Source organism: Terriglobia bacterium (assembly GCA_020073495.1).
Lineage (GTDB): Bacteria > Acidobacteriota > Terriglobia > Terriglobales > Acidobacteriaceae > JAIQFD01.
In genome coordinates this window covers 113,815-135,112 of the sequence record JAIQFD010000002.1, presented here as the reverse complement: position 1 = coordinate 135,112, position 21,298 = coordinate 113,815, and the positions used below count along the sequence as shown (strand labels likewise).

General features: G+C 63.8%; 22 protein-coding genes. 11 read left to right on the top strand and 11 right to left on the bottom strand.

Annotated features, from left to right (window positions below):
- Positions 1-92: 92 nt before the first annotated feature.
- From LAN37_04375 to LAN37_04355, 5 genes are all read right to left on the bottom strand, one after another.
- Positions 93-500 (bottom strand): hypothetical protein, encoded by a 408-nt coding sequence (locus tag LAN37_04375; protein MBZ5646442.1) that lies wholly within the window; start codon positions 498-500, stop codon positions 93-95.
- Positions 501-611: 111 nt separating this feature from the next.
- Complete coding sequence (locus tag LAN37_04370; protein ID MBZ5646441.1) at positions 612-1,409, bottom strand: alpha/beta hydrolase; 798 nt, start codon at positions 1,407-1,409, stop codon at positions 612-614.
- A gap of 120 nt (positions 1,410-1,529) precedes the next feature.
- Entirely contained in the window at positions 1,530-2,141 is a 612-nt protein-coding gene (locus LAN37_04365; protein MBZ5646440.1) for a rubrerythrin family protein, read from the bottom strand.
- 219 nt (positions 2,142-2,360) lie between these two features.
- Positions 2,361-2,672: a PspC domain-containing protein gene (locus LAN37_04360; protein MBZ5646439.1), complete on the bottom strand. Its 312-nt coding sequence runs from the start codon at positions 2,670-2,672 to the stop codon at positions 2,361-2,363.
- A 71-nt stretch (positions 2,673-2,743) separates the two neighbouring features.
- Complete coding sequence (locus tag LAN37_04355) at positions 2,744-3,946, bottom strand: hypothetical protein (protein ID MBZ5646438.1); 1,203 nt, start codon at positions 3,944-3,946, stop codon at positions 2,744-2,746.
- 172 nt (positions 3,947-4,118) lie between these two features.
- On the opposite strand from LAN37_04355, the gene thiD reads away from it, so the two are divergent.
- From thiD to pyrF, 3 genes are all read left to right on the top strand, one after another.
- The gene (gene thiD, locus LAN37_04350) at positions 4,119-5,015 is read left to right on the top strand and encodes a bifunctional hydroxymethylpyrimidine kinase/phosphomethylpyrimidine kinase (protein MBZ5646437.1); all 897 of its coding nucleotides are present in this window, start codon (positions 4,119-4,121) and stop codon (positions 5,013-5,015) included.
- 216 nt (positions 5,016-5,231) lie between these two features.
- Positions 5,232-5,693, top strand: coding sequence for a septal ring lytic transglycosylase RlpA family protein (locus tag LAN37_04345; GenBank protein ID MBZ5646436.1), 462 nt, complete (start codon positions 5,232-5,234; stop codon positions 5,691-5,693).
- A 118-nt stretch (positions 5,694-5,811) separates the two neighbouring features.
- The gene (gene pyrF / locus LAN37_04340) at positions 5,812-6,525 is read left to right on the top strand and encodes an orotidine-5'-phosphate decarboxylase (GenBank protein ID MBZ5646435.1); all 714 of its coding nucleotides are present in this window, start codon (positions 5,812-5,814) and stop codon (positions 6,523-6,525) included.
- A 132-nt stretch (positions 6,526-6,657) separates the two neighbouring features.
- Here pyrF and LAN37_04335 read toward each other — a convergent pair whose 3' ends face one another.
- The 4 genes from LAN37_04335 to LAN37_04320 form a co-directional block, all read right to left on the bottom strand.
- Complete coding sequence (locus tag LAN37_04335; GenBank protein ID MBZ5646434.1) at positions 6,658-6,837, bottom strand: hypothetical protein; 180 nt, start codon at positions 6,835-6,837, stop codon at positions 6,658-6,660.
- 168 nt (positions 6,838-7,005) lie between these two features.
- The gene (gene leuS / locus LAN37_04330) at positions 7,006-9,615 is read right to left on the bottom strand and encodes a leucine--tRNA ligase (GenBank protein MBZ5646433.1); all 2,610 of its coding nucleotides are present in this window, start codon (positions 9,613-9,615) and stop codon (positions 7,006-7,008) included.
- Between the two features lie 101 nt (positions 9,616-9,716).
- Complete coding sequence (locus tag LAN37_04325; protein ID MBZ5646432.1) at positions 9,717-10,199, bottom strand: hypothetical protein; 483 nt, start codon at positions 10,197-10,199, stop codon at positions 9,717-9,719.
- 19 nt (positions 10,200-10,218) lie between these two features.
- The gene (locus LAN37_04320) at positions 10,219-11,157 is read right to left on the bottom strand and encodes a deoxyribonuclease IV (GenBank protein ID MBZ5646431.1); all 939 of its coding nucleotides are present in this window, start codon (positions 11,155-11,157) and stop codon (positions 10,219-10,221) included.
- A gap of 91 nt (positions 11,158-11,248) precedes the next feature.
- Here LAN37_04320 and aroF point away from each other — a divergent pair, with 91 nt between their 5' ends.
- From aroF to LAN37_04305, 3 genes are read left to right on the top strand one after another with little or no spacing between them, the layout of a single operon-like run.
- The gene (gene aroF / locus LAN37_04315; GenBank protein MBZ5646430.1) at positions 11,249-12,298 is read left to right on the top strand and encodes a 3-deoxy-7-phosphoheptulonate synthase; all 1,050 of its coding nucleotides are present in this window, start codon (positions 11,249-11,251) and stop codon (positions 12,296-12,298) included.
- A 45-nt stretch (positions 12,299-12,343) separates the two neighbouring features.
- Entirely contained in the window at positions 12,344-13,537 is a 1,194-nt protein-coding gene (locus LAN37_04310) for a beta-propeller fold lactonase family protein (GenBank protein MBZ5646429.1), read from the top strand.
- Positions 13,538-13,544: 7 nt separating this feature from the next.
- Positions 13,545-14,873, top strand: a complete 1,329-nt coding sequence (locus LAN37_04305; protein ID MBZ5646428.1) for a rhomboid family intramembrane serine protease — start codon at positions 13,545-13,547, stop codon at positions 14,871-14,873.
- Between the two features lie 45 nt (positions 14,874-14,918).
- Here the strand turns inward: LAN37_04305 and LAN37_04300 are convergent, their stop codons facing one another.
- Positions 14,919-15,350 (bottom strand): BrxA/BrxB family bacilliredoxin, encoded by a 432-nt coding sequence (locus LAN37_04300; protein MBZ5646427.1) that lies wholly within the window; start codon positions 15,348-15,350, stop codon positions 14,919-14,921.
- A gap of 185 nt (positions 15,351-15,535) precedes the next feature.
- Between LAN37_04300 and LAN37_04295 the strand changes: the two genes are divergently transcribed.
- Positions 15,536-16,579 (top strand): UDP-N-acetylmuramate dehydrogenase, encoded by a 1,044-nt coding sequence (locus LAN37_04295; GenBank protein MBZ5646426.1) that lies wholly within the window; start codon positions 15,536-15,538, stop codon positions 16,577-16,579.
- 25 nt (positions 16,580-16,604) lie between these two features.
- On the opposite strand, the gene LAN37_04290 is transcribed toward LAN37_04295, so the two are convergent.
- A complete protein-coding gene (locus tag LAN37_04290; protein ID MBZ5646425.1) occupies positions 16,605-17,546 on the bottom strand; it encodes an MBL fold metallo-hydrolase in 942 nt (313 codons plus the stop codon).
- 27 nt (positions 17,547-17,573) lie between these two features.
- Here LAN37_04290 and LAN37_04285 point away from each other — a divergent pair, with 27 nt between their 5' ends.
- The 4 genes from LAN37_04285 to LAN37_04270 all read left to right on the top strand — a co-directional run bounded on the left by LAN37_04285 (position 17,574) and on the right by LAN37_04270 (position 21,273).
- Positions 17,574-17,732: a hypothetical protein gene (locus tag LAN37_04285; GenBank protein MBZ5646424.1), complete on the top strand. Its 159-nt coding sequence runs from the start codon at positions 17,574-17,576 to the stop codon at positions 17,730-17,732.
- A gap of 153 nt (positions 17,733-17,885) precedes the next feature.
- Entirely contained in the window at positions 17,886-19,196 is a 1,311-nt protein-coding gene (locus LAN37_04280; protein ID MBZ5646423.1) for an efflux RND transporter periplasmic adaptor subunit, read from the top strand.
- A 66-nt stretch (positions 19,197-19,262) separates the two neighbouring features.
- On the top strand, positions 19,263-20,051 hold the full coding sequence (locus tag LAN37_04275) for an ABC transporter ATP-binding protein (protein MBZ5646422.1): 789 nt from the start codon (positions 19,263-19,265) through the stop codon (positions 20,049-20,051).
- A 1-nt stretch (position 20,052) separates the two neighbouring features.
- Positions 20,053-21,273: an ABC transporter permease gene (locus tag LAN37_04270; protein ID MBZ5646421.1), complete on the top strand. Its 1,221-nt coding sequence runs from the start codon at positions 20,053-20,055 to the stop codon at positions 21,271-21,273.
- The last annotated feature ends 25 nt before the right edge of the window (positions 21,274-21,298 follow it).

The following is a 21,298-nucleotide window of genomic DNA, read 5'->3' as shown; positions in this document are numbered from 1 at the left end:
ATTTGTGATTTGTGACTGGTGATGGATGATTTCAAGTTGGCGATGACTAACCGGCGACATCACAAATCGAGAATCACAAATCCCGAATCTGTTCAGGCCCGGCTGCGGGCCTCGGCCTGGGCCTCTTTCAGGATGTCGGCCGGAATCTCGCGCGCGCTGAGTTGGAACTCGAACATGGGGGTCTCGGAGCCCCGTCCCCAGCGGCCGACTTCCCAGTGCGCGCGCAGGAACTTCACGTCCTTGTGCTGCGCCAGGTCGAGCAGCAGTGGATGCTCGCCGGCGTAGAACTTCTGCGGGAAGGCGATCAGAGGCTTGGCGCCGAAATTGGCGCCGTCGGGCGAGCCCCACACGCTGACGTCGATGGACTCCTGCTCGATGATGCGGGTAATGGTGAGGGTGAGCAGCAAAGTCTTGCCGGCAGCGGCGGAGGCGTCCACCGGCTGGCCGTCACCTTTGGCGGTGACGACCGTCTTCTCGGGAACCAGGAGAGTTTCGAACATGGCGGACATTGTAGTAGCTGGTAGCTAGTAGTTGGTAGCTAGTAATCGGTCGCGATGGCATCGCGCGCTGCCGGTCCCCAGCTACTAGCTACCAACTACCAGCTACTTCCTTCACCAGGGCGGCAGGGCGTCGAGGAACTTGCGGATGGCGCCGCCGACGTCGCCGGAGCGCTCGAAGATGGCGTAGTGCCCCGCCTTGGGAATCACCACCATCTGGCTGCCGGCGATGCCGCGGTGGATGGCCTGCAAATCCGCCAGCGGCGTGGTGACGTCCTCCTCGCCCGCGACCACAAGGGTGGGAACATTGATAGTGGCCAGGGTGGGCACGGAGTCCGGACGCGCCGCCATTCCCTGCTGCACGGCGACGATGCCGGGGACGCTGGATTTCGACATCAACTTGCGCGCGGCCGCGGCCAGGTCGGGACGGTTGGTGCGCGTGGTTGCGCCCACAAGTTTTCCCGCCATGGTGTCGAGGAAGCCGACCGGTCCATGCTGCTGGACGTCGTCGGCCGATTTCAGCCGATCCGCCCGCGCCTGCTCGCTGTCCGCGGCGGCCTTGGTGTCACAGAAGACCAGCCCCGCGACGCGCTCGCGGTGCCGCCGCCAGAACTCGAAGAGCGCGTAGCCGCCGATGGAGACACCAGTGAAGACGGCGCGGCCGATGCGCTCGGCGTCACAAAGGCGCGCCAGGTCGGCGGCGTGCTTTTCCAAGGTGGCCGGGCCTTGGCCGGGGGTGGAGTCTCCGTGTCCGCGCAGGTCGGGCAGGATGACGCGGTAGCGCGCCGCGAGCATGTCCGCCACCGGAACGCAGAGCTGGTGATTCGCGGGAAAGGCGTGCAGCAGGACTACGGGCGGCCCGTCGCCCATGACTTCGTAATAGATCTCGGCGTCGTCGCTGGTGAAGCGCATGGAGTGGGATTGTAGACGCCGGGAGGACATTCGTGAAACATGGGAAGGCCTTGGGCACGTTGCCCGAAGGGTCGAAAAAGGGGCGCCATCGCGGCGCCCCTTTGGCTTGGTGACAACGACTTAGCTGACACGGATGTAGTCGTCTTTCGGATGTCCACAGACTATGCACTTCAGGAAATTCAAGGTCTCGACCGTGTAACCGCACTCGGAGCAGACGTAGTATGTGTGGCTTTTTCCGCGGAGTTTCTCCAGATTCTTCAGTGCTTCGCTATAGAGCCGGACGTGCTCGGCTTCGGTCTTGAGCGCAAAGGTAAATGTTTTGATGACAGAGGCATTCTTGGCGGCAGTTGCTTCTTCGACGAAGCTTCGATACATCTGATCGCGCTCGTACGTCTCGCCGTCGATGGCGACCTGGAGGTTCTCGCGGGTCGACCTGACGTGCGCCGGCTCGATCGTAGCCTCCGGTTCGGCCCCCATTTCCCGGATCACCCGGGCGTGATTTGCCGCGTGGATCCCCTCGGCCTTGGAGGCCGCGCGGAACAGGCTCGCGACTTCGCCGTAACCCTCTTCGTCAGCCTTCTTGGCAAACGCCAGGTAATGCGCATGAGCGTTGCTCTCGCCGTTGAAGGCGGCTTGCAGATTATCGAGTGTCTTAGTGGTTTCCGCCGTCGCGGACTTGGTGGCCACAACGGCAGCAGCGGGCAGAAGGAATGAAAGGATCGTGCTGATCATGCCTTGCTCCTTGTATGTGCAAACTCTAGACCCACGAGTGAACGGGCGCAGTGATTTGGGTCCCGTGGTCGTGTGACGTCGAGGGCAATCGCGATGGGGAGCCTATGCGGCGCCAAGTCCAGCTAGAGTCTTATGGTCATCCCGGAACGGTGTAGCTTCCAAACCGTACTAGCCGCACTCGGAATCTCCGTCTGGCGCGCCCTGTTCAGGACCAGCCGATCAAGGATTCGTGATGTGCTGGCCGGCGGGTTCGGGTGCGGGCTCGGGCTCGTCGGGCATGACGATCCAACCGATGGCGTAGGCCAGCAGCCCGGTGCCGCCGAAGATCACGGCGCACACCCAGACGAAGCGGATCAGGGTGACGTCGAGGTCAAAATATTCCGACAGGCCGAGGCAGACGCCGGCGATCTTGCGTCCCTGGCGCGGGCGCACCAGGCGCTTGCGGGCGATCACCGCCGCTACGCGCTTGCCGCAGTAGGCGCAGAGGTGGGCGTCGTCCTGGATGACCTTGCCACAGTAGTTGCAGTACATACGGGCCTCCCAAGAAATGATACGACGGGTGAGAGGCAAAAGTTCCCGGGCGAGTAGCTGGTCGTTCGTAGCTAGGGATTCGTGGCGCGGTAGGGCTGGCGGAGGAAGCGCTTGGCCTGCTCGGCTTCGGGGGAGGTGGCGTCGGCGGCGATTACGGAGTTGTAGCTGGCCACGGCCTGGTCGCGGCGCTGCTGGAGATCGTACATCTGTCCGGCGGCGAGCTTGGCCTTCTGGAGGAGCTCGGGATCGCGGTGGGGGAAGGTCTGCACCATCTCGTAGGCTTCCGCCGCGTCGTTGTAGAGCTTCTGTCCGCGCTGGGCCTCGCCCAGGGTCCAGGCCGCCAGCTCCAGGTGCGGGTCCCTGTAGTAGCCCTGCTTGCCCTTCTCGAGGACGCTACGGAATACGGCGATGGCGTCCATGCCGTGGCCGCCGGCGTTGAGGATGTTCCCTTCCTCGATGGCGAACAGCGCGTTCCTGGGATAGGCCGAGGTGACGGTGCGGACGACCTTGAGGGCGTCGTCGAAGCGCTGCTCGCGGCGCAGGAAAAGGACCAGGGTGATCTTGGCGTCGACGGCGGTCTCTCCGCCGCCAGCGGCCGCGGCGTAGAGGTACTCCAGTCCCTTTTGCTTGGAGCCGCTCAGGCCGACCACGGAAGCCGCAACCTTCACCGCCCAGGGCAGGCTTCCGGCCACGTAGTTGTGCACGCCGACGATGGTCTTGGCGTCGGCGAAGTCCGGGACCTTCTCCAGTACCTTGTCGTGATCGTGGCGGGCGCCGACGGCGCTGCGCAGCGCCGCGAACCAGGATTTGTCCACCAGAGCCAGATAGGTGGCGCGCAGGCCGCGGGTGATGCCGCGGGTGTAGAGCGCCTGGAGGTCGTTGGGGTCGGCCTTCAGCCGCTGCTCGGAGAGATCCATGGCGCGAGCCATCAGTTCGGCGACGCGCTCCTTGAACTTGGGATCGAACTCGAATTTCTTCTTGGTGACGAAGCTGTTGCTGGCGTAAAGGCCGGTGTCAAGAGCGCCGACGCGGTAGAGCTCGCGGAAGAGCACCGCGTTGAGCAGATGGTTGACGGCGAAGGGGTCGTCGGGATGGGCCTTGGCCGCCTTCTCGAAATCGGCGACGGCGGCGTCGTACTCCAGGTTGTAGAAGCGCTCGAAACCGGAGCGGGTGAGCGGGTCGGATTCGGCAGGGGAGTTTGTGATTTTGTCGGTGGAAGACGCGGCCCGCACCGGATTCGCTGCAAATCCGACCAGCGCAGATACCACGACCATGAGCCAGAAAATCCGCCGACAGCCTAGCGTGAGGCAGGGATTCATGGGGAGGATGAGTCCGCAGTTTAACCGATGGGCCGGTCAACCCTCAAAACGTAATACCTATCGCCCCGAAGATATGGGCCGGGTGCTGCGAAGCGCCGGCAGCCGTCACGCGAAAAAATAGGGGGGATTGAAAAAAGCTCTTTTCCTTGCGCGCGACTTGCCGTACATTTCGCGCATGGCGCAAACGCCCCCGGTCGTCCTCAGCATCGCCGGCTTCGATCCATCCTCGGGGGCCGGGATCACAGCAGACATCAAGACCATCGCCGCACACGGCTGCTACGGCTTGAGCTGCATTACGGCACTGACCATACAGTCCACGCAGGGAGTGCGCCGGGTGGAGCCGGTCTCGGGCAAGCTGATCGGCGAGACGCTGCGCGAGTTGGCCAACGATATCCCCATCGCCGCGGTGCGGATCGGGATGCTGGGCAACGCGGAGGTGGTGGGGGCGGTGGGAGACTTCCTGGCGTCGGCCCGGCTGCCCAACGTGGTGCTGGATCCCATCCTGAAGTCCACCTCGGGGACCAAGCTCCTGAACAACGGGGCGCCCGAGAAGCTTCGGGCGTTGCTGCCGCTGGCCTACGTCCTGACCCCCAACATAGATGAAGCTGCCGCCTTGACCGGGGTGCCGGTCACCAACCTGGACCAGATGAAGGTGGCCGCCCTCAAACTGCACGACATGGGGGCGGTCAACGTGGTGGTCACCGGCGGACACCTGGAAAAGGCCATCGACCTCCTGAGCGTCAAGCAGCCGGAGGGGCCGCCCAAGCAGACCGAATTCGGATCCAACCTGCTGCGCTCCAACTCAACCCACGGCACGGGTTGCGCTTTTGCCACAGCGATAGCCTGTAACCTGGCTCTGGGACGGCAGTTAGCCGATGCGGTAATCATGGCCAAGGTGTACGTCACGAAGGCGATTGCCAAGGCCTACCCTCTTGGCAAGGGGGCTGGGCCGCTGCACCACCTCTATAGAATGGACGAGACGCCCCGGTCGGCGGCAGAGTTTGTGGAACCAGTGCATCGCTAGGAATCGGGTCATCGGGGCAATTCACCCACCTTAGCCAAACAGCCCTATTGCCTCAAATGAGAGGAAAACAGCGCCATTTTGGCGTGTTTTTTCGTCTGTAAGCTATTGAAAACAAAAGAGTGACAAACATTTGAGTTGACTCCAGGCCACCTCCCCCGTAGCATTTTCGGATACGTGGTAGGGGAGGAAGGTAACTGAGGACTGAGAGGTAACCAAATGCGACGAGTTCTACCCTTCATCTTGACGACTTTTGTCACGGTCGCCAGCCTGGGGGCGGCACCCGCCGGCACGGGCTCAAGGTCTCCAGAGAATACCCCCAGCCAGGCCAAGACCGCGCCCAAGCCATACCAGGTAGGCAAAGCCTCCTGGTACGGGAAGCAGTTCCACGGGAAAACCACCGCCAGCGGCGAAGCGTACGACATGTTCCAATTCACCGCGGCCCACCGGAGCCTGCCTCTGGGCACCTGGGTCAGGGTGACGAACCTGCACAACGGCCGGTGGATCATGGTCCGAGTGAACGACCGCGGACCGGTTCCTGAAAGCCGTATCATCGACCTGTCCTACGGCGCCGCCCAGATGCTGGACTTCCGCGCCAAGGGGCTGGAAAAGGTGCAGTTGGACCTAGTCCCGATCGAGCCGAAGGTAGTGGCAGCTAACAGGCCGATTCCATTGCCATAGGATCCACGGAAAGTCTCAAGGCACGCCACAGGGCGTGCCTTTTTCCTTGCACGGTAGCGCAGCCGGCAGCGTCCGCGCTACAACCCCGTTGGTTTGGAGTCGTGTACACTGCTGGACAATGGAAGCGCGCGACCGGCTGATCGTCGCCCTCGACGTGCCCACCGCCGCGGAGGCGCAGAAGATAGTCCAAGCGGTGGGGGACTCGGTTTCAACCTTCAAAGTCGGTAAGCAGCTATTCACCGCTGAAGGACCCAAAGTGGTCCGCGACCTGGTCGGCTCCGGGCGGAAAGTCTTTCTCGACCTGAAATTCCACGACATCCCGAATACGGTGGCGGGAGCGGTGCGCTCCGCCGTGGGGCTGGGAGTCAGCATGCTGACGGTACACGCCTCGGGCGGGGCCAAAATGCTGCGCGCTGCCGCCGATGCCGCCAAGTCGGCGAACAACCCGCCGCTGGTGCTGGCGGTGACGGTGCTGACCAGCATGGGGGATGACGACCTGCGAGAGATCGGAGTGAGCGACCGGGCCGCCGAACAGGTGCTGCGCCTGGCGGTCCTGGCGCGGAATAGCGGATGCCTGGGGGTGGTGGCGTCGCCGCAGGAGGTGAAGCAACTGCGGGCGGTGCTGGGTGGAGCCTTCGCGATCGTCACGCCGGGGGTGCGGCCGGCCGGTGCGGACGCCGGAGATCAGGCGCGCGTGGCCACTCCAAGCGAAGCGATCCGGAATGGCGCCAGTCACCTGGTGGTGGGAAGGCCGATCACAGAAGCGAGGGATCCGGCAAAAGCGGCGGAGGCAATCCTGAAGGAGATCGGCGCTGCGTGCGGGAAGATTTGACCGCAGAAATCGCAGAGAAATCAAGAAGAAAGCCACGGATTCACGCGGATGAACCCGGACCTGATTCGACCCGTGAGGAGCCGTGCGAATCTGTGGCTTGATTGTTCTCGGCGGTCTCTGCGTTCTCTGCGGTTACAGTTTTTCGTAGAACTCGCAGGCCGAGCACGAGATGTAGATCCCGCCGGGCACGCCCCGGTCGCGATCCTTGAGCCGCTTCACGATACGCGTAGGCTTGCCGCATTTGGGACAATCGGTGCTCACGCTGGTGTCCATCACCTTCTTGCGGTCGGCCGTCTTGGCAATCTTCGCCATGCAAATCTCTCCTGGCAGATTTCTCCCGACAATTGCGGGATCAGATTTGGGTCGGGAGTAAGACTTCGGGTAAGAGCTACTCGCCGATCCCAATTTTACATGAGGGGCGGCACTTCCGTCGCGGCAGCGATCGCTCAGGGTGACGCCATCAGCAATTGTGCAGCACCGTCACTTCACGACGATGTTCACCAGCTTGCCGGGCACCACGATGACCTTGACCGGATGCTTGCCGGCAATCCAGGACTTGACCTTCTCGTCGGCCAGGGCGAGCTCGCGTAGGCGGACATCGGCGGTGCCGGCGGGCACGGTAATGCGTCCGCGGATCTTGCCGTTGACCTGCACCACGACCTCGATCTGTTCTTCGGCGGCCAGCGCGGGTTCGAACTTCGGCCAGGGCGCGCGTAGCAGGTTCGAGGTCTCGCCGATCATCTCCCAGAGTTCGTGCGCCAGATAAGGCGCAAAGGGTGCTAGCAGCAGCACCAGCTTGCGCAATAGTTCGCGGCGCACCGGCATGCGGATGATCTCGACGCCGGTGATGAAGCCGGTGCGCGCGGTGTGCGCGGGCTCGAGCTTGGGCGGCGCGGTTGGATTGGTGGCTTCCAGCGCGGGGCCGACCTCGTTCACCAGCTCCATGATGGCGGCGATAGAGGTATTGAAGTGCCAGCGCCCGCCGAAGTCGTCGCTCACGCGGTGGATGGTCTGGTGCAGTTTGCGGAGAAGCCGCTTCTCGTCGGGAAAAAGCTTGCTCTCGGCCGGGACAGCGCCCTTCCACTCGGGGTCGGATGGCGTGCCGAAGCGCACCACCACGCGGTACACGCGGCCCAGGAAGCGGTAGATGCCCTCGACGGCGGAGTCAGTCCACTCCAAATCGCGGTCGGGAGGCGCAGCGAAGAGCTCGTACATGCGGGCGGTGTCGGCGCCGTACCTCTTGATCAGGTCGTCGGGGGCGACCACGTTGCCCTTGCTCTTCGACATCTTTGCGCCATCTTTGATCACCATGCCCTGGGTGAAGAGACGCTCCACCGGCTCGGAGTTCTTCACCATGCCCAGGTCGCGCATCACCTTGGTCCAGAAGCGCGAGTAGATGAGGTGCAGGATGGCGTGCTCGACGCCGCCGATGTACTGGTCGATGGGGAACCAGTAGGCGGCGGCCTTGGGATCAAAGGGCTGCTTGGAGTTCTGCGCGTCAGTGTAGCGGTAGAAGTACCAGGATGAGTCGATGAAGGTGTCCATGGTGTCGGTCTCGCGGCGGGCGGCGGCGCCGCACTTGGGGCACTTCACTTTGACGAACTCAGGCACGTGCGACAGCGGAGAGCCGCCGGCGACGGTGATATCGATCTTTTCGGGCAACAGCACCGGCAGGTCCTTCTCGGGAACGGGCACGATGCCGCACTGGGCGCAGTAGACCATGGGGATGGGCGTACCCCAGTAGCGCTGCCGCGAGATGCCCCAGTCCTTCAAGCGGTAGGTGACCGAAGCCTTGCCGAAGCCGCCCTTCTCCGCGTCTTCGGTCATCTTCTTTGTGGCCTCGGCGTACGACAGCTCGTTGTACGGTCCCGAATTGATGAGCAAGCTGTCCGTATGGGTGAACGGCACCATCGGCTCGCCGGGGCCGTCTTCGTGCCGCGGGAGGATCACCACGCGGACCTCCAGGTCGTACTTCTTTGCGAATTCGTAGTCGCGCTCGTCGTGCGCCGGCACCGACATGATGGCCCCGGTGCCGTAGTCCATCAGGATGTAGTTGGCCACCCAGATGGGCAGCTTCTCGTGATTGAAGGGATTGACGGCGTAGCGGCCGGTAAAGACGCCGTGCTTCTCGATCTCGCCGACGTCACCCTGCTCCCTGGCTTTGCGCTGCTCGGCGATGAGGGCTGCGACTTTCTTCTGCAAGCCGTGATCGCCGGCTATCAGATCAGCGGTGAGCGGGTGCTCGGGGGCGAGCTGCACCGAGGTGGCGCCAAAGATAGTGTCCACGCGGGTGGTGAAGACAGGGATCTTGCTTCCCGCCTTGCCGGCCGGCACGTCGAGCTTGAAGTCCACCAGAGCGCCCTCGCTGCGCCCGATCCAGTTGCGCTGCATGACGCGGACTTTTTCCGGCCAGTGCTCGAGCTTTCCGATGTCGCGCAGCAGTTCGTCGGCGTAGTCGGTGATGCGCAGGAACCACTGCTCCAGCTCGCGCTGCTCGACCAGCGTGTCCTCGTGGCGCCAGCAGTAACCGCCCGCCACCTGCTCGTTGGCCAGCACGGTGGCGCACTTCGGGCACCAGTTCACCTTGCTCTTCTTGCGGTAGGCCAGCCCGCGCTCGTACATCTTCAAGAAGAAATACTGGTTCCAGCGGTAGTACTCGGGGAAACAGGTGGTGACTTCGGTGGACCAGTCGTAGGCGAATCCGAGGCGCTTCATCTGCCGCTTCATGTAGGCGATGTTGCGCAGCGTCCATTCCCGGGGCGGGGTGTTGTTCTTGATAGCGGCGTTCTCCGCCGGAAGCCCGAACGAGTCCCAGCCCATGGGGTGGAGCACGTTGTAGCCGTTCATCCACATGTAGCGGGCCAGGGCGTCGCCGATGGCGTAGTTGCGCACGTGTCCCATGTGCAGCTCGCCCGAGGGATAGGGCAGCATCTCCAGCACATAGTATTTCTTGCGCTTGCTGGTGGCGGGCTCGGCGGCGTACAGCGAGGGATCGGCCTGCCAGCGCTCGAACCACTTGGCTTCGATGGCCTGGGCGTCGAAACGCTCCTCGCGTTCGGTGGTCGGCTTGTCGGACTTCATTTCCGGCATCGGGATAGACCGCGGATGAATGCGGAATTGTTGATTTTACAACGACGAAACGATTTCACCGTAGAGGACGCAGAGAACGCAGAGAAAAAACACAGCGACTTCTAATCGAAATCGCATTGTTTCTTCACTTTGTCGGTGCGTATGAGATCAATCGCTCGATCGATGTTTTCTCGGCAAATGTTCTGTTCCAGATGCATGCTTCGTGGGTAGCGTGACAGTATGTCTGGGCTGCAAGTCCGGTACTTCTTGAGAAGAGGAATCATGGGGCGTCCTCGACCAGCAGCCTCGCACAGTAGCTCCTCTCCCGGGTGTTCACCAATGTAAAAGGAGAATAAGACTGCAACTGACTCATCACCCGTGGCCGTCTTGTCCTTGAATAGGTCGTAAAGTCGTTCTTCATACGCGCGGAACATGTCGGCGCAGCGCCCCGTGTAGTCGACACCCCGGCACTCCGGGTCCACATGAGGTTTCTTAAGAGCCGCAAGAGTTGGCTCCAATCGCCGAACGACTTTGGGTGGAACTTTTGTTTGTGCGGAGCCCGCGATAGCAGTTGCTAAACAAGCGATAAGCAGGATTATTCTCATCACGCTCTCCTTTTTGCGTTTAGATGGGGTGCTTCTTAGCGACAAGTTTCTTCAGCGCGTCCACGTTCCGCCGGTCGTCGCCGGGTTCGTCGATGGGGGTTTCGGCGATGAAGGCGGCGCGCTTGAGCCGAGGATCGTTGAGCAGGCGGCGGAAGGGCTCCAGGCCGATGGTTCCCTTGCCGATGTGCTGGTGGCGGTCGAGCTTGGAGGCGAAGGCGGCCTTGGCGTCGTTACAGTGCCAAACGGGGACGTTCTCCAGGCCGATGGTCACGTCGATCTGCGCGAGCGTGGCGTGGTAGCCCGCATCGGAGACGATGTCGTAGCCGGCGACGTGGGTGTGGCAGGTGTCGATGCAGGCGGCGACGGGGACGATGTCGCGCAGGACGCCGACCAGCGCCGCCACCTTCTCGAAGCTTCCGCCGAGGGAGAACTCCGCTCCCGCAGTGTTCTCGATCAGCACGGTGAGGCCGCCCTTCGCCAGATCGAGCCCTTGTGTGGCCTGGGTGATGGCGTGCGCGGCGCGGGCGAGTCCCTCTTCCCTGCTGGCGCCGCGGAACGATCCGGGATGCACGACGAGATACTCGGCGCCGAGCGCCAGGGCGCGCTCCACTTCGCCGCGGAATGCCGCGATGGTCTTGCCGTAGAAGGTCTCGTTGATCGCGCCCAGGTTCACCAGGTAGTTGGCGTGGATGACCAGCGGCTTGAGGCCGTACTTCGAGCGCAGGCGATGCATGGCGTCGCACTGCTCCGGCGCCAGCGCGTACGGCTTCCATTGGCGCGGGCTCGAGGAGAAGATCTGAAAGGTGTTGCACCCCAGGCGGTAGGCGCGCTCGGCGGCGGTCGCTGCGCCTCCCTGGGTCGAGGTGTGGATGCCGATGCGCCGCGAGGTCAGCTTGGGAGGATGCTTCGGCGGCGGCCGTTTGAGGATGTCCTGCTCGTTGGCCATGGAGCGTGGCATGCGGAGGTCGATTCTAAATGCCGGCCGGACTTGCGTCCTGGGTCGCAAGCGCACAATGCGGTAAACTACAAGGTTTCCGAGGGTCCCGGCCATGTTGGTGGTCATGCAGGCGCACGCCAGCGAAGAGCAGGTGCGTGCGGTATGTGAAAAGATCGAGCGCGCAGGTCTGCGGGCGCACCCCATCCCGGGGGCGCAGCGTACCGCCATCGGCATCACCGGCAACCAGGGAGTGGTGGAGATCGGCCTGGAGGAGATGCCCGGAGTCGGCGAAGTCATCCGCGTCAGCAAGCCCTACAAACTGGTCAGCCGCGACGTCAAGCAGGACAACACCGTCGTCCAGTTCGCGAACGGCGGCTCGGTCGGCGCTAAGGAATTGATGATCATCGCGGGGCCGTGCTCGGTGGAGAGCCGGGAGCAGACCTTCGCCGTGGCCGAGCGCGTGAGCCGCGCCGGGGCACGTTTTTTCCGCGGCGGAGCCTACAAGCCGCGCACTTCCCCGTACGCCTTCCAGGGGCTGGGCGAAGAGGGACTGCGGATCCTCGCCGACGTGCGCAAACAGTACAACCTGATGATCGTCACCGAAGCCATCGACTACGAGTCGCTGGACCTGGTCGAAGAATACGCCGACGTCATCCAGATCGGAGCGCGCAACATGCAGAACTATTCCCTGCTGAAGCGCGCCGGGCGCTCCAAGAAGCCGGTGCTGCTCAAGCGGGGCATGTCGGCGACGCTGGAAGAGTTCCTGATGGCGGCCGAGTACGTCATGAGCGAGGGCAACTACCGGGTGATCCTGTGCGAGCGCGGCGTGCGCACCTTTGCCGACCACACGCGCAACACGCTCGACCTCAGCCTGGTGCCGGCGGTGCAGCGGCTGAGCCACCTTCCCATCCTGGTGGACCCGAGCCACGGCACAGGCAAGCGGGACAAGGTGGTGCCGATGTCGCGCGCTGCGGTGGCGGCGGGCTGCGACGGGCTCATCGTCGAGGTGCACTGCGATCCCGACCGCGCCCTGTCCGACGGCCCGCAATCGCTCTATCCCGACCAGTTCGACGACCTGATGAAGAAGGTGCGGCAGATTGCACCCATTGTGGACCGTGTGGTAGCGCCGGCCGCATCGGCGCAGCCGGCCGCGGCGCGCTGAATTGCGCCCGGTCTGCCCATCCATTAACGTGTGTCACGGCGCGTGATGCATCCGAACAAAACCACTGAGGCGGGGAGACACCGGGGACGTTGGAAGAAAGTCGTCCTGGTGATAGCCGCTGCCGTTTTACCGGCCCTCACCAGCGGTTGTTCCAGCCAGCACTTCCCTCCCGGATACCGCGAGTACGCCTACGTCACCAACGGAAAGAGCAATTCGGTCAGCGTGATCGATCTTTTCACGTTGAAGGTCGTCAAGACTCTCGTGGTGGGACATGGGCCGACCGGCCTCGACGTCAATCCGAAGAAGAACGAGGTCTACATCGTGAACACCGGTTCGAGCAACGTGAGCGTGATCGACGCGGAGAGCAACCAGGTGGTGGCGACCATCGGCGTGCACGGCAAGCCCTATTTCATCGATGTCTCAGCGGATGGGCGCCGTGGCTACGTGGCCAACTCCGGCTCGGCGAACGTCTCCATCCTCGACCTTGACCAGCGGCGGGTGCTGGCGACGGTGGGCGTCGGCGCCGCGCCCGGGCTGGCGCGCGTCTCGCCCGACGGGAAGATCGTGGTGGTCTCCAACCGCGGCGGCGATTCCGTCTCCCTGCTCGACGCCGGGCAGATGAAATCGGTTGCGACCATTCCCATCTGCCATCAGCCCGAGGACATCGCCATCCTGCCGGACTCGTCCAAAGCCTTCGTGGCCTGCACCGGCGCGGCGCAGGTGGCGGCCATCGACCTGAAGTCGCAAAAGTTGCTGGCGCTGCTCGACGTTGGCAAGACGCCCATCCATCTGGCGCTGAAGCCCGACGGGGGCGAGATGTTCGTGAGCAATTTCGACGCACATTCGATCTCGGTGATCGAGACGGGAGCGAATGAGGTGGGTGGCACCTACCTGATCGGCACCAGCCCGGTGAGCAGCGCGGTGAGCGGCGACAACACGCTGCTGTACGTAAGCAACTTCGGCTCCGATGCCGTCTCCGTCTTCGCCATCGACAACAGCAAGCTGCTGATGTCGATTCCCGTCGGCAACAAGCCGGACGCGATCGCTCTCTCGCCGCGCGAGAACTACGTGCTCGTGGTGGACACGCAGAGCGCCGATGTCGCCGTCATCCAGAAGCGTAAGCCCAAGGGAAAAGACACCAGCCCGTATGTCATGTTCCTGCTGATCCCGGTCGGGCTGCAGCCCAACCAGATCGCGGTAAAGGCATTCGTCAGCCAGACGCCGGCGGGCGCACAGTGAGCTTTCGATGAGCCGCATCAACATCACGACCTGCCGCAATTGCGGGGCGGAGTTCTCGCCTCCCATCCTGGGCGCGACCTCCGACCTGTGCCCGCAGTGCCGGCAGGAACAGCTACCTCCGCCACGGCAGCCGGCGCCGCAGCTCCAGCGCCCGCCGCTCTCGGTGCTGGTGCAGCAGTTCCCGGTGACCTCCGCCATCATCGCGCTGAACGTGCTGGTGTTTGTCGTTATGGTGGCGAAGGGAGTTTCTCCGGCCGAGCCGACTCGCGATCAATTGTTGCGCTGGGGGGCCGACTTCGGTCCCATGACGCTGAGTGGGCAGCCGTGGCGGCTTCTGGCTTCCTGCTTCGTGCACGCGGGGCTGCTCCACATCCTGTTCAACATGTGGTGCCTGTGGTCGCTGGGCATGTTCGTGGAGCGCTACCTGGACCGTGCGACCTTCGCTGCCGCGTACCTGCTGGCGGGGATCGGCGGCGCGGTGGCGAGCGTGTGGTGGCATCCCCTGGTGGTGGGCGTGGGAGCGTCGGGCGCGATCTTCGGCGCCGCCGGGATGTTGGTAACCATTCTTCGTTCCGGTCAGCTTGCACTTCCGGCGGAGTACCTCAAGCGGCATTCGAAGAGCATTGTGGCCTTCATCGGCTACAACCTCTTCTTCGGGTTCATCAGCCCACATATTGACAATTCCGCGCACCTGGGCGGGTTGGCCACGGGACTCTTGCTCGGGGCCCTGTTGCCCATCGCGGGCTCCGAGGAGGGTACGGGCAAAAAGATCGGTACCTTCGGGCTTGCAGTTGTTCTGCTGTTCACCGGCTTCACCTACGCCAAGCGCGTCAACGCGGCGCCGATGGCCTGGGCTGACGGCGTGCAGGCGATGCAAGCCAAGCAGTACGACAAGGCGGTCGCCGCGTTCAAAGATGCCATCTCGCACGATCCGAAATTCGCCCAGGCATACCTTGACCTCGGCTACGTATACCTTGTCCAGGAGAAGTACGCCGACGCGGTTCCGGTACTGCAAACCGCGACTCAGCTTGCTCCGGACGTAGCTGGCGGATTCACCAATCTTGGCTACGCATACGTGCGGTTGGATCGGCCCAAGGAGGCAGAGGCCCCACTTTTGCGCGCCATCCAGATCGATCCCAAGGATGCCGACGCGTGGGAGAACCTGGCGATGGCGTACGCCGCCGAGGGGAAAGCCGACCCAGCCAGAAAGGCGGCGCAGACTGCGCTACGATTGGATCCAAGAATGAAAGAAGCGCAGCAGGTGCTCGACAACCTACGTGCGCACGAGCCCCCTGCCGACTCCAAGCCGCCAACGGTACGAAAACCCAAGAAATGAGAAAGCCCGGCGCCTGCCGGGCTACTTCTTGCGACTGATCCGTCCTTAGTTTGCCGATGCCTTGGCGCAGAACTTGTTGAAGGCGCTGGTGAGGTCGGCGGCGATGTCCCCGGCTTCGCGGTGCTCGATGTCGTGCCGCTCCAGCATGAAGACGAGTTGGCCGTCGCGCAGCAGGCCGATGGAGGGCGAGGACGGCTGGTAGCCGGTGAAGTAGCCGCGCGCCTGCTCGGTGGCGTCGCGGTCCTGTCCGGCAAAGACGCTGACGACCTTGTCGGGCCGGATCGAATGTTCCAGCGCGAGGCGCACGGCGGGACGCATCCGTCCGGCGGCGCAGCCGCAGATCGAGTTCACCACCACCATCACCGTGCCCTCGTTCCTTGAGAGCACCGAGTCCACCTCCGAGGCGGTCCGCAACTCCTGGACCCCCAACCGGGTCAGCTCCTCGCGCATGGGCACCACCATCAGTTCTGGATACATTCTGGCCTGTTTCTCCTCTCGGGGATTTCGCAACAATATACCAAGAGTGTCGGGAAGCGACCAATCGGGGAATCGGATCGTTGACTCATTGAGTGATTGATCCCTTGGGTCCCAGCCGCCAGTCTGGCCCAATGACTCGATGATTCAATGCCTCAATCTCCCGATCCTCATTTATTCTGGCCTCGGTGCAGATCCAGGAACATGTGCCGCTGGCGCCGCTGACCACCTTCCAAGTGGGCGGTCCGGCCCGCTGGTTCGTCGAGGCGGCGAGCGAGGCCGACGTCCGCGCCGCGGTCGAGCACGCCGGAGCGCGCACCCTGCCCCTGTTCGTGCTGGGCGGCGGCAGCAACTTGGTGGTGTCCGACGCCGGTTTCTCCGGCCTGGTGCTGAGGATCGCGCTGCGCGGGATCGAAGAGCGGGAGGAGGGCGGCCGGCCTGTGTTCGACGCCGCCGCGGGCGAGGATTGGGACGCCTTTGTAGCCCGCGTCGTCTCCCGCGACTGCGCCGGGATCGAGTGCCTGAGCGGCATTCCCGGCACGGTGGGGGGCACTCCGGTGCAGAACGTCGGCGCCTACGGCCAGGAGGTCGCCGACACCATCACCAGCGTGCGCGTGCTCGACGTTCAAGGCGGCGACGTGCTCGACCTCAGCAACGCCGACGCCGGTTTCACCTATCGCACCAGCATCTTCAATTCGTCGCAGCGCGGGCGCTACATCGTGCTGCGCGTCAGCTATGTCCTCACCCGCGGCGGCGCACCGAAGATCGAGTACGCCGACCTGAAGAACTTCTTTGCCGGAAACCCGTCGCCCAGCCTGGCGGAGACGCGTGAAGCGGTGCGGCAGATCCGGCTGTCGAAGGCCATGCTCATCGTCCCCGGCGACGACGACTGCCGCAGCGCCGGATCATTCTTCAAGAACCCCATCGTGAATTCCACGGAGTACGCGCGGATCGCCGGGATCGTGGCTGGACGCGGCCTGAAGCCGCCGAGCTATCCTGCCCCCGACGGCCGGGTGAAGCTGGCCGCCGCGTGGCTGGTCGAGCAGTCGGGCTTTGCCAAGGGCTACACCCGTGGCGCTGTCGGGATCTCGCGGCGGCACTCGCTGGCCATCGTGAATCGTGGCGGCGCCACGGCGGCCGAGATCATCGCGCTCAAGAACGAGATCCAGCAGCGCGTGCTGGACACCTTCGGCATCCAGCTCCTGCCCGAGCCGGTGTTTGTCGGATTCTGAGTTGTGCGGGTGTCAACCGGCGGGGTTACCGCGTCAAGATCGAGAAGCCGTCGAACTGGAACCGCCGATGACCGTCCTCCCGCGATGTCTCTTTGACCGCCCCCGTGACGATGGCCTGCGCCGCGTCGCGCAGCTTGCGCAGATACGCCGGGGAAACGGCCGGAGTGTTGTGTCCCGGCAGCAGCAGGTCCAGCGAGTCGGCAAGAGATGCCAGCCGCGCGGTGGATCGTGCGTAGGCGTTCAAGTCGGTCTCTGGTTCGAAGAGCCAGATCGGTCCCGCGTAGAACGTGTCGCCGGTGAACAGTAGGCGATTGGTCCGGTCGAGCAGGGCGATCGAGTCCGGGGTGTGGCCAGGAACGGACAGCACCTCGAGTCTGCGTCCTCCCAGCTCGATGAGACTGCCGTCGCGAACGGTTCCTGTGATGTGAAAGGGCCGCGCGCGATAGCCGTTCGCATCGAAGCCCTTCGGCAATCTGCCGCACAAACTTTCCGGGCTGACCTCGTTCTTCATCACCTGATCGGAGTAGCCGTGCGCGGCGCGCTCACCGGTGAAGTCGGTGTCCATCGCCAGGATGTCGGCGAATTCGTGATTCCCGCCGATGTGGTCGTAGTGGGTATGCGAATTCAGGACTGTGACCGGCAGCCTGGTCAATTGCTGTACTACAGCGCGGATGCCGGCGATCCCCATGCCCGTATCGAAGAGCAGGGCTTTGCGGGAGCCGACGATGAGGTACGAGATGACCTCTTCCGCCTGGTGCGGCTCGTAGATGGCGAAGACCCCCGGGCGGACGCGATACACCTCGAACCAGTCCGACTTGATGGGCACCCGTACCAGTTTCTTGTATTCGGGACGGGGCAGCTTGCGGCACCAGTCGGCGGAATAAGTGATGTCCGTTTGTGCCCAACACGCGACCGTGAGCGACGCCACGGCGGCCACCACAACGAGAGTGAGAGGCAGGCGCTTCATCAGGGCTGAGCGGTCCTCGGCAGAGGAGTGTACCGTACCACGCTGAATTCCTCTTGCCCGGCCGCGGTCGAGAAGAACCTGGAGGAGCAGCATCGCAAGCTCGAAAAGGACCTCCGGAAGCGGGTGGAAGCCGCGCAGGACGACATCTGGAGCAACGCGCAGAAGCTCATCGCCGCAGCCCGCTAGTGCGCTAAAGAAGCTGCTCTGCCGATGCTTCCCGCTGCTACAATCAAGGTGTCTGGAATCGCCGCGACTTTGCTGTGTCTTGCGGGTTTATTCCAGCGGCAAATCCTGGTCTCCACTCCAGCGCCGAATTCATACAGTACGGAATCGTCAAACGTGAAAATCCTCCGAAATAAGTGGTTCATTATCGCAGTCATCGTAGCCGCGGTGGCGATCTTCGCGGCATTTCGCCTGACCCAGAAGGAAAAACCGCAATACTTCACCACCAAGGTCGAACGCGGCGACATCCGCGATGTGGTCGAAGCCACCGGCACCATCAACGCCGTGATCACCGTGCAGGTGGGCTCGCAGGTCTCCGGCACCATCCAGACGCTCTACGCCGATTTCAACTCGCGCGTGAAGAAAGGGCAGGTCATCGCCAGGATCGAACCGTCGCTCTTCGAGGGCGCGATGCTGCAGGCCAAGGCGGACCTGGAGAACGCGAAGGCCAACCTGGCTTCCGCCAAGGCCAACCTGGAGAAATCGCGCGCCACCGCGGTCCAGGCCAAGGCGGACTACGAGCGTACGCAGGGACTGGCCAAGGAAGGCGTGATGAGCCAGCAGCAACTCGACCTCGCCCAGGCCACTTCCGAGAGCGCCGCTGCGCAAGTCTCGGCCTCGCAGGCCCAGGTCACGCAGGCGGCCGCCCAGGTGCAGCAGAAAGCTGCCGCAGTCGCGGTGTCCCAGACCAATCTGGACTACACCACCATCCGCTCGCCCATCGACGGCACGGTGGTCGCCCGCAACGTGGACGTGGGACAGACCGTCGCCGCCTCGCTCCAGGCCCCGACCCTGTTCACCATCGCGCAGGACCTCACCAAGATGCAGGTGTACGTCAGCACCGACGAAAGCGACGTGGGCAACATCCGTTCGGGTCAGGCCGCCACTTTCAAAGTGGATGCCTTCCCCCGGGAGACGTTCACCGGCCACGTGTCGCAGATCCGGCTGAACGCAACGACCGTGCAGAACGTGGTGACCTACACGACGGTGGTGGATTTCGACAACCCGGAGATGAAGCTGTTCCCCGGGATGACGGCGTACGTCACCATTCCGGTCGCGACCGCCTCGAACGTGGTGAAGGTGCCGAACGGCGCCCTGCGCTACAAGCCGGAGTTGAAGCCGGAAGAGATCCGCGCGCTGTACCAGCAGTACGGAGTCGATGCCCCGGGCGGCACGCGACCGGCGGCTCCGGCGGGCGCTTCGGGAGCGCCCCGCCCGCCGAGGTACGACGTTTCCATCGTGTGGAAGCTCCGCCCCGACAACACGCTGCAGCCGCTCAAGCTGAAGACCGGCATCACCGATCACACCTTCACCGAGCTGACGCAGGCGCTCCAGGGCGGCGGACTGAAGGAGGGCGACGAACTGGTCACCGGCGCCAAGACCGTGCGCGCGACCAGCAGCCCGGTGGGAGGCCCGCCGCGGCGCTAAGAACGTGGGGGCCGGTCCACATTCAAGCAATACTTTCATGAATCTGTGTAAATTGCTGAGGGAACATTGGCTGTAACCGACGTCTTACCGACCAGCGAGAATCATGCCGCGGGGGCGGAAGTACTCATCCGCGTGGACGACGTGCACAAGTACTACGACCTGGGCGAGACCCGGGTGCACGCCCTGCGCGGCGTCACTGTGGACATAGCGCGCGGCGAGTTCGTCGCCGTCATGGGCGCCAGCGGCAGCGGCAAGTCCACCTTCATGAACCTGCTCGGGTGCCTGGACAAGCCGAGCAGCGGCCGCTACTTCCTGGAAGGCACCGACGTCTCCGGGCACGACAAGCGCCAGCTCGCCTCCATCCGCAACCAGAAGATCGGCTTCGTCTTCCAGGGATTCAACCTGCTGGCGCGCACCACCGCGCTGGAGAACGCGGAGCTGCCTGCCATCTATGCGCGGTTGGACCGGGAGCAGCGCGAGGCCCGGGCCTTCGAGGCTCTGGCGATGGTCGGGCTCATGGACCGCGCGCACCACTTCCCGTCGCAGATGTCGGGCGGGCAGCAGCAGCGCGTGGCCATCGCGCGCGCGCTGGTGAACCGCCCCTCGATCCTGCTGGCCGACGAGCCCACGGGCAATCTCGACAGCCGCACCTCGATCGAGATCATGGACATATTCCAGCGGCTCAACGACGAGCGCGGCATCACCATCGTGCTGGTGACGCACGAGCACGACATCTCGCAGTTCGCCCGCCGCGTCCTCATTTTCCGCGACGGCAAGATCCGCAAGGACGAGCAGGTCCTCGAGCGCCCGCGCGCCGCCGAGGTGCTGAATACCATGCCCACGCTGGAGGATTGATATGGACCTGATGTCCACATTGCGCATCGCGCTGCGCGCCCTGGCGCGCAACAAGATGCGCTCCATCCTGACCATGCTGGGCGTCATCATCGGCGTGGCCGCGGTGATCGCCGTGGTCGGCATCGGCCAGGGCGGCGCGCAGAAGGCCCAGGAGCAGCTCGCCGCCATGGGCTCGAACCTGATCTTCGTTGGTAGCGGCACGGTGACCCGCGGCGGCCTGCACATGGGTCACGGCAACACCAAGACTTTGATCTACTCCGACTTGACCGCAATCCTCAAGGAGTGTCCCGCGGTGAAGAATGCTGCGCCGGGTGTGGGCACCGGGGCGCAAGTGGTCTTCGGCAACGACAATTGGGGAACCCAGATCAGCGGCACCTCGCCGGAGTTCTTCGAGGTCCGCAACTGGGCGGTCGCCCAGGGCACCGAGTTCACCCAGCAGGACGTGGAGATGGCCGCCAACGTCGCCGTGGTCGGCGAAACCGTGCGCAAGAACCTGTTCGGCTCCACCAACGCCCTCGGCCAGACCATCCGCATTAAGGACATGCCCTTCAAGGTGGTCGGCGTGTTGGAATCCAAGGGTATGTCCGCGGCCATGGGCAACGACCAGGATGACGTCGTGATCATCCCCTACACCACCCACCAGAAGAAACTCACCGGCGACACCTGGCTGCGCTACATCATGGTTTCGGCGGTCTCGAAGGAAGGCAGCTACACCGCCGAGCAGCAGATCACCAGCCTGCTGCGCGACCGCCACCGCATCCGCCCCGAACAGGACGACGACTTCTTCGTCCGCAACCTCGCCGACCTGGCCGAGCTTCGCGACCAGCAGAACCGCGTCATGACCTTGCTGCTGCTCTCCATCGCCAGCGTCTCGCTATTGGTGGGCGGCATCGGCATCATGAACATCATGCTGGTATCGGTCACGGAGCGCACGCGGGAGATCGGCATCCGCATGGCCATCGGCGCCACCGAGACCGACGTGCAGAAACAATTCCTGCTTGAGTCAGTGACGCTCAGCCTGCTGGGCGGAACGGTCGGCATCCTGACCGGCGTGGGCGCCACCCAGGTCATCGTCACCGTCTTCGGCTGGCCGGTGCTGGTCTCGCCCGTTGCCATCGGCGTCGCCGTCTTCTTCTCGATGGCGGTCGGTATCTTCTTTGGCTTCTATCCGGCCCGCAAAGCCGCTCGACTCGACCCCATCGAGGCCCTGCGCTACGAGTAAGGAGTCGTTGGTCTTCGGTCGTTCT

Coding starts and splice junctions, on each gene's coding strand:
- LAN37_04355 (MBZ5646438.1), bottom strand. CDS start 3,946: ATGGTCGTGGTATCTGCGCTGGTCGGATTTGCAGCGAATCCGGTGCGG.
- LAN37_04365 (MBZ5646440.1), bottom strand. CDS start 2,141: ATGATCAGCACGATCCTTTCATTCCTTCTGCCCGCTGCTGCCGTTGTG.
- LAN37_04290 (MBZ5646425.1), bottom strand. CDS start 17,546: ATGAAGCGCCTGCCTCTCACTCTCGTTGTGGTGGCCGCCGTGGCGTCG.
- LAN37_04310 (MBZ5646429.1), top strand. CDS start 12,344: ATGCATCCGAACAAAACCACTGAGGCGGGGAGACACCGGGGACGTTGG.
- LAN37_04270 (MBZ5646421.1), top strand. CDS start 20,053: ATGGACCTGATGTCCACATTGCGCATCGCGCTGCGCGCCCTGGCGCGC.
- LAN37_04325 (MBZ5646432.1), bottom strand. CDS start 10,199: ATGAGAATAATCCTGCTTATCGCTTGTTTAGCAACTGCTATCGCGGGC.
- LAN37_04375 (MBZ5646442.1), bottom strand. CDS start 500: ATGTTCGAAACTCTCCTGGTTCCCGAGAAGACGGTCGTCACCGCCAAA.
- LAN37_04300 (MBZ5646427.1), bottom strand. CDS start 15,350: ATGTATCCAGAACTGATGGTGGTGCCCATGCGCGAGGAGCTGACCCGG.
- LAN37_04335 (MBZ5646434.1), bottom strand. CDS start 6,837: ATGGCGAAGATTGCCAAGACGGCCGACCGCAAGAAGGTGATGGACACC.
- pyrF (MBZ5646435.1), top strand. CDS start 5,812: ATGGAAGCGCGCGACCGGCTGATCGTCGCCCTCGACGTGCCCACCGCC.
- LAN37_04305 (MBZ5646428.1), top strand. CDS start 13,545: ATGAGCCGCATCAACATCACGACCTGCCGCAATTGCGGGGCGGAGTTC.
- leuS (MBZ5646433.1), bottom strand. CDS start 9,615: ATGCCGGAAATGAAGTCCGACAAGCCGACCACCGAACGCGAGGAGCGT.
- LAN37_04320 (MBZ5646431.1), bottom strand. CDS start 11,157: ATGCCACGCTCCATGGCCAACGAGCAGGACATCCTCAAACGGCCGCCG.
- LAN37_04370 (MBZ5646441.1), bottom strand. CDS start 1,409: ATGCGCTTCACCAGCGACGACGCCGAGATCTATTACGAAGTCATGGGC.
- LAN37_04360 (MBZ5646439.1), bottom strand. CDS start 2,672: ATGTACTGCAACTACTGTGGCAAGGTCATCCAGGACGACGCCCACCTC.
- LAN37_04345 (MBZ5646436.1), top strand. CDS start 5,232: ATGCGACGAGTTCTACCCTTCATCTTGACGACTTTTGTCACGGTCGCC.
- aroF (MBZ5646430.1), top strand. CDS start 11,249: ATGTTGGTGGTCATGCAGGCGCACGCCAGCGAAGAGCAGGTGCGTGCG.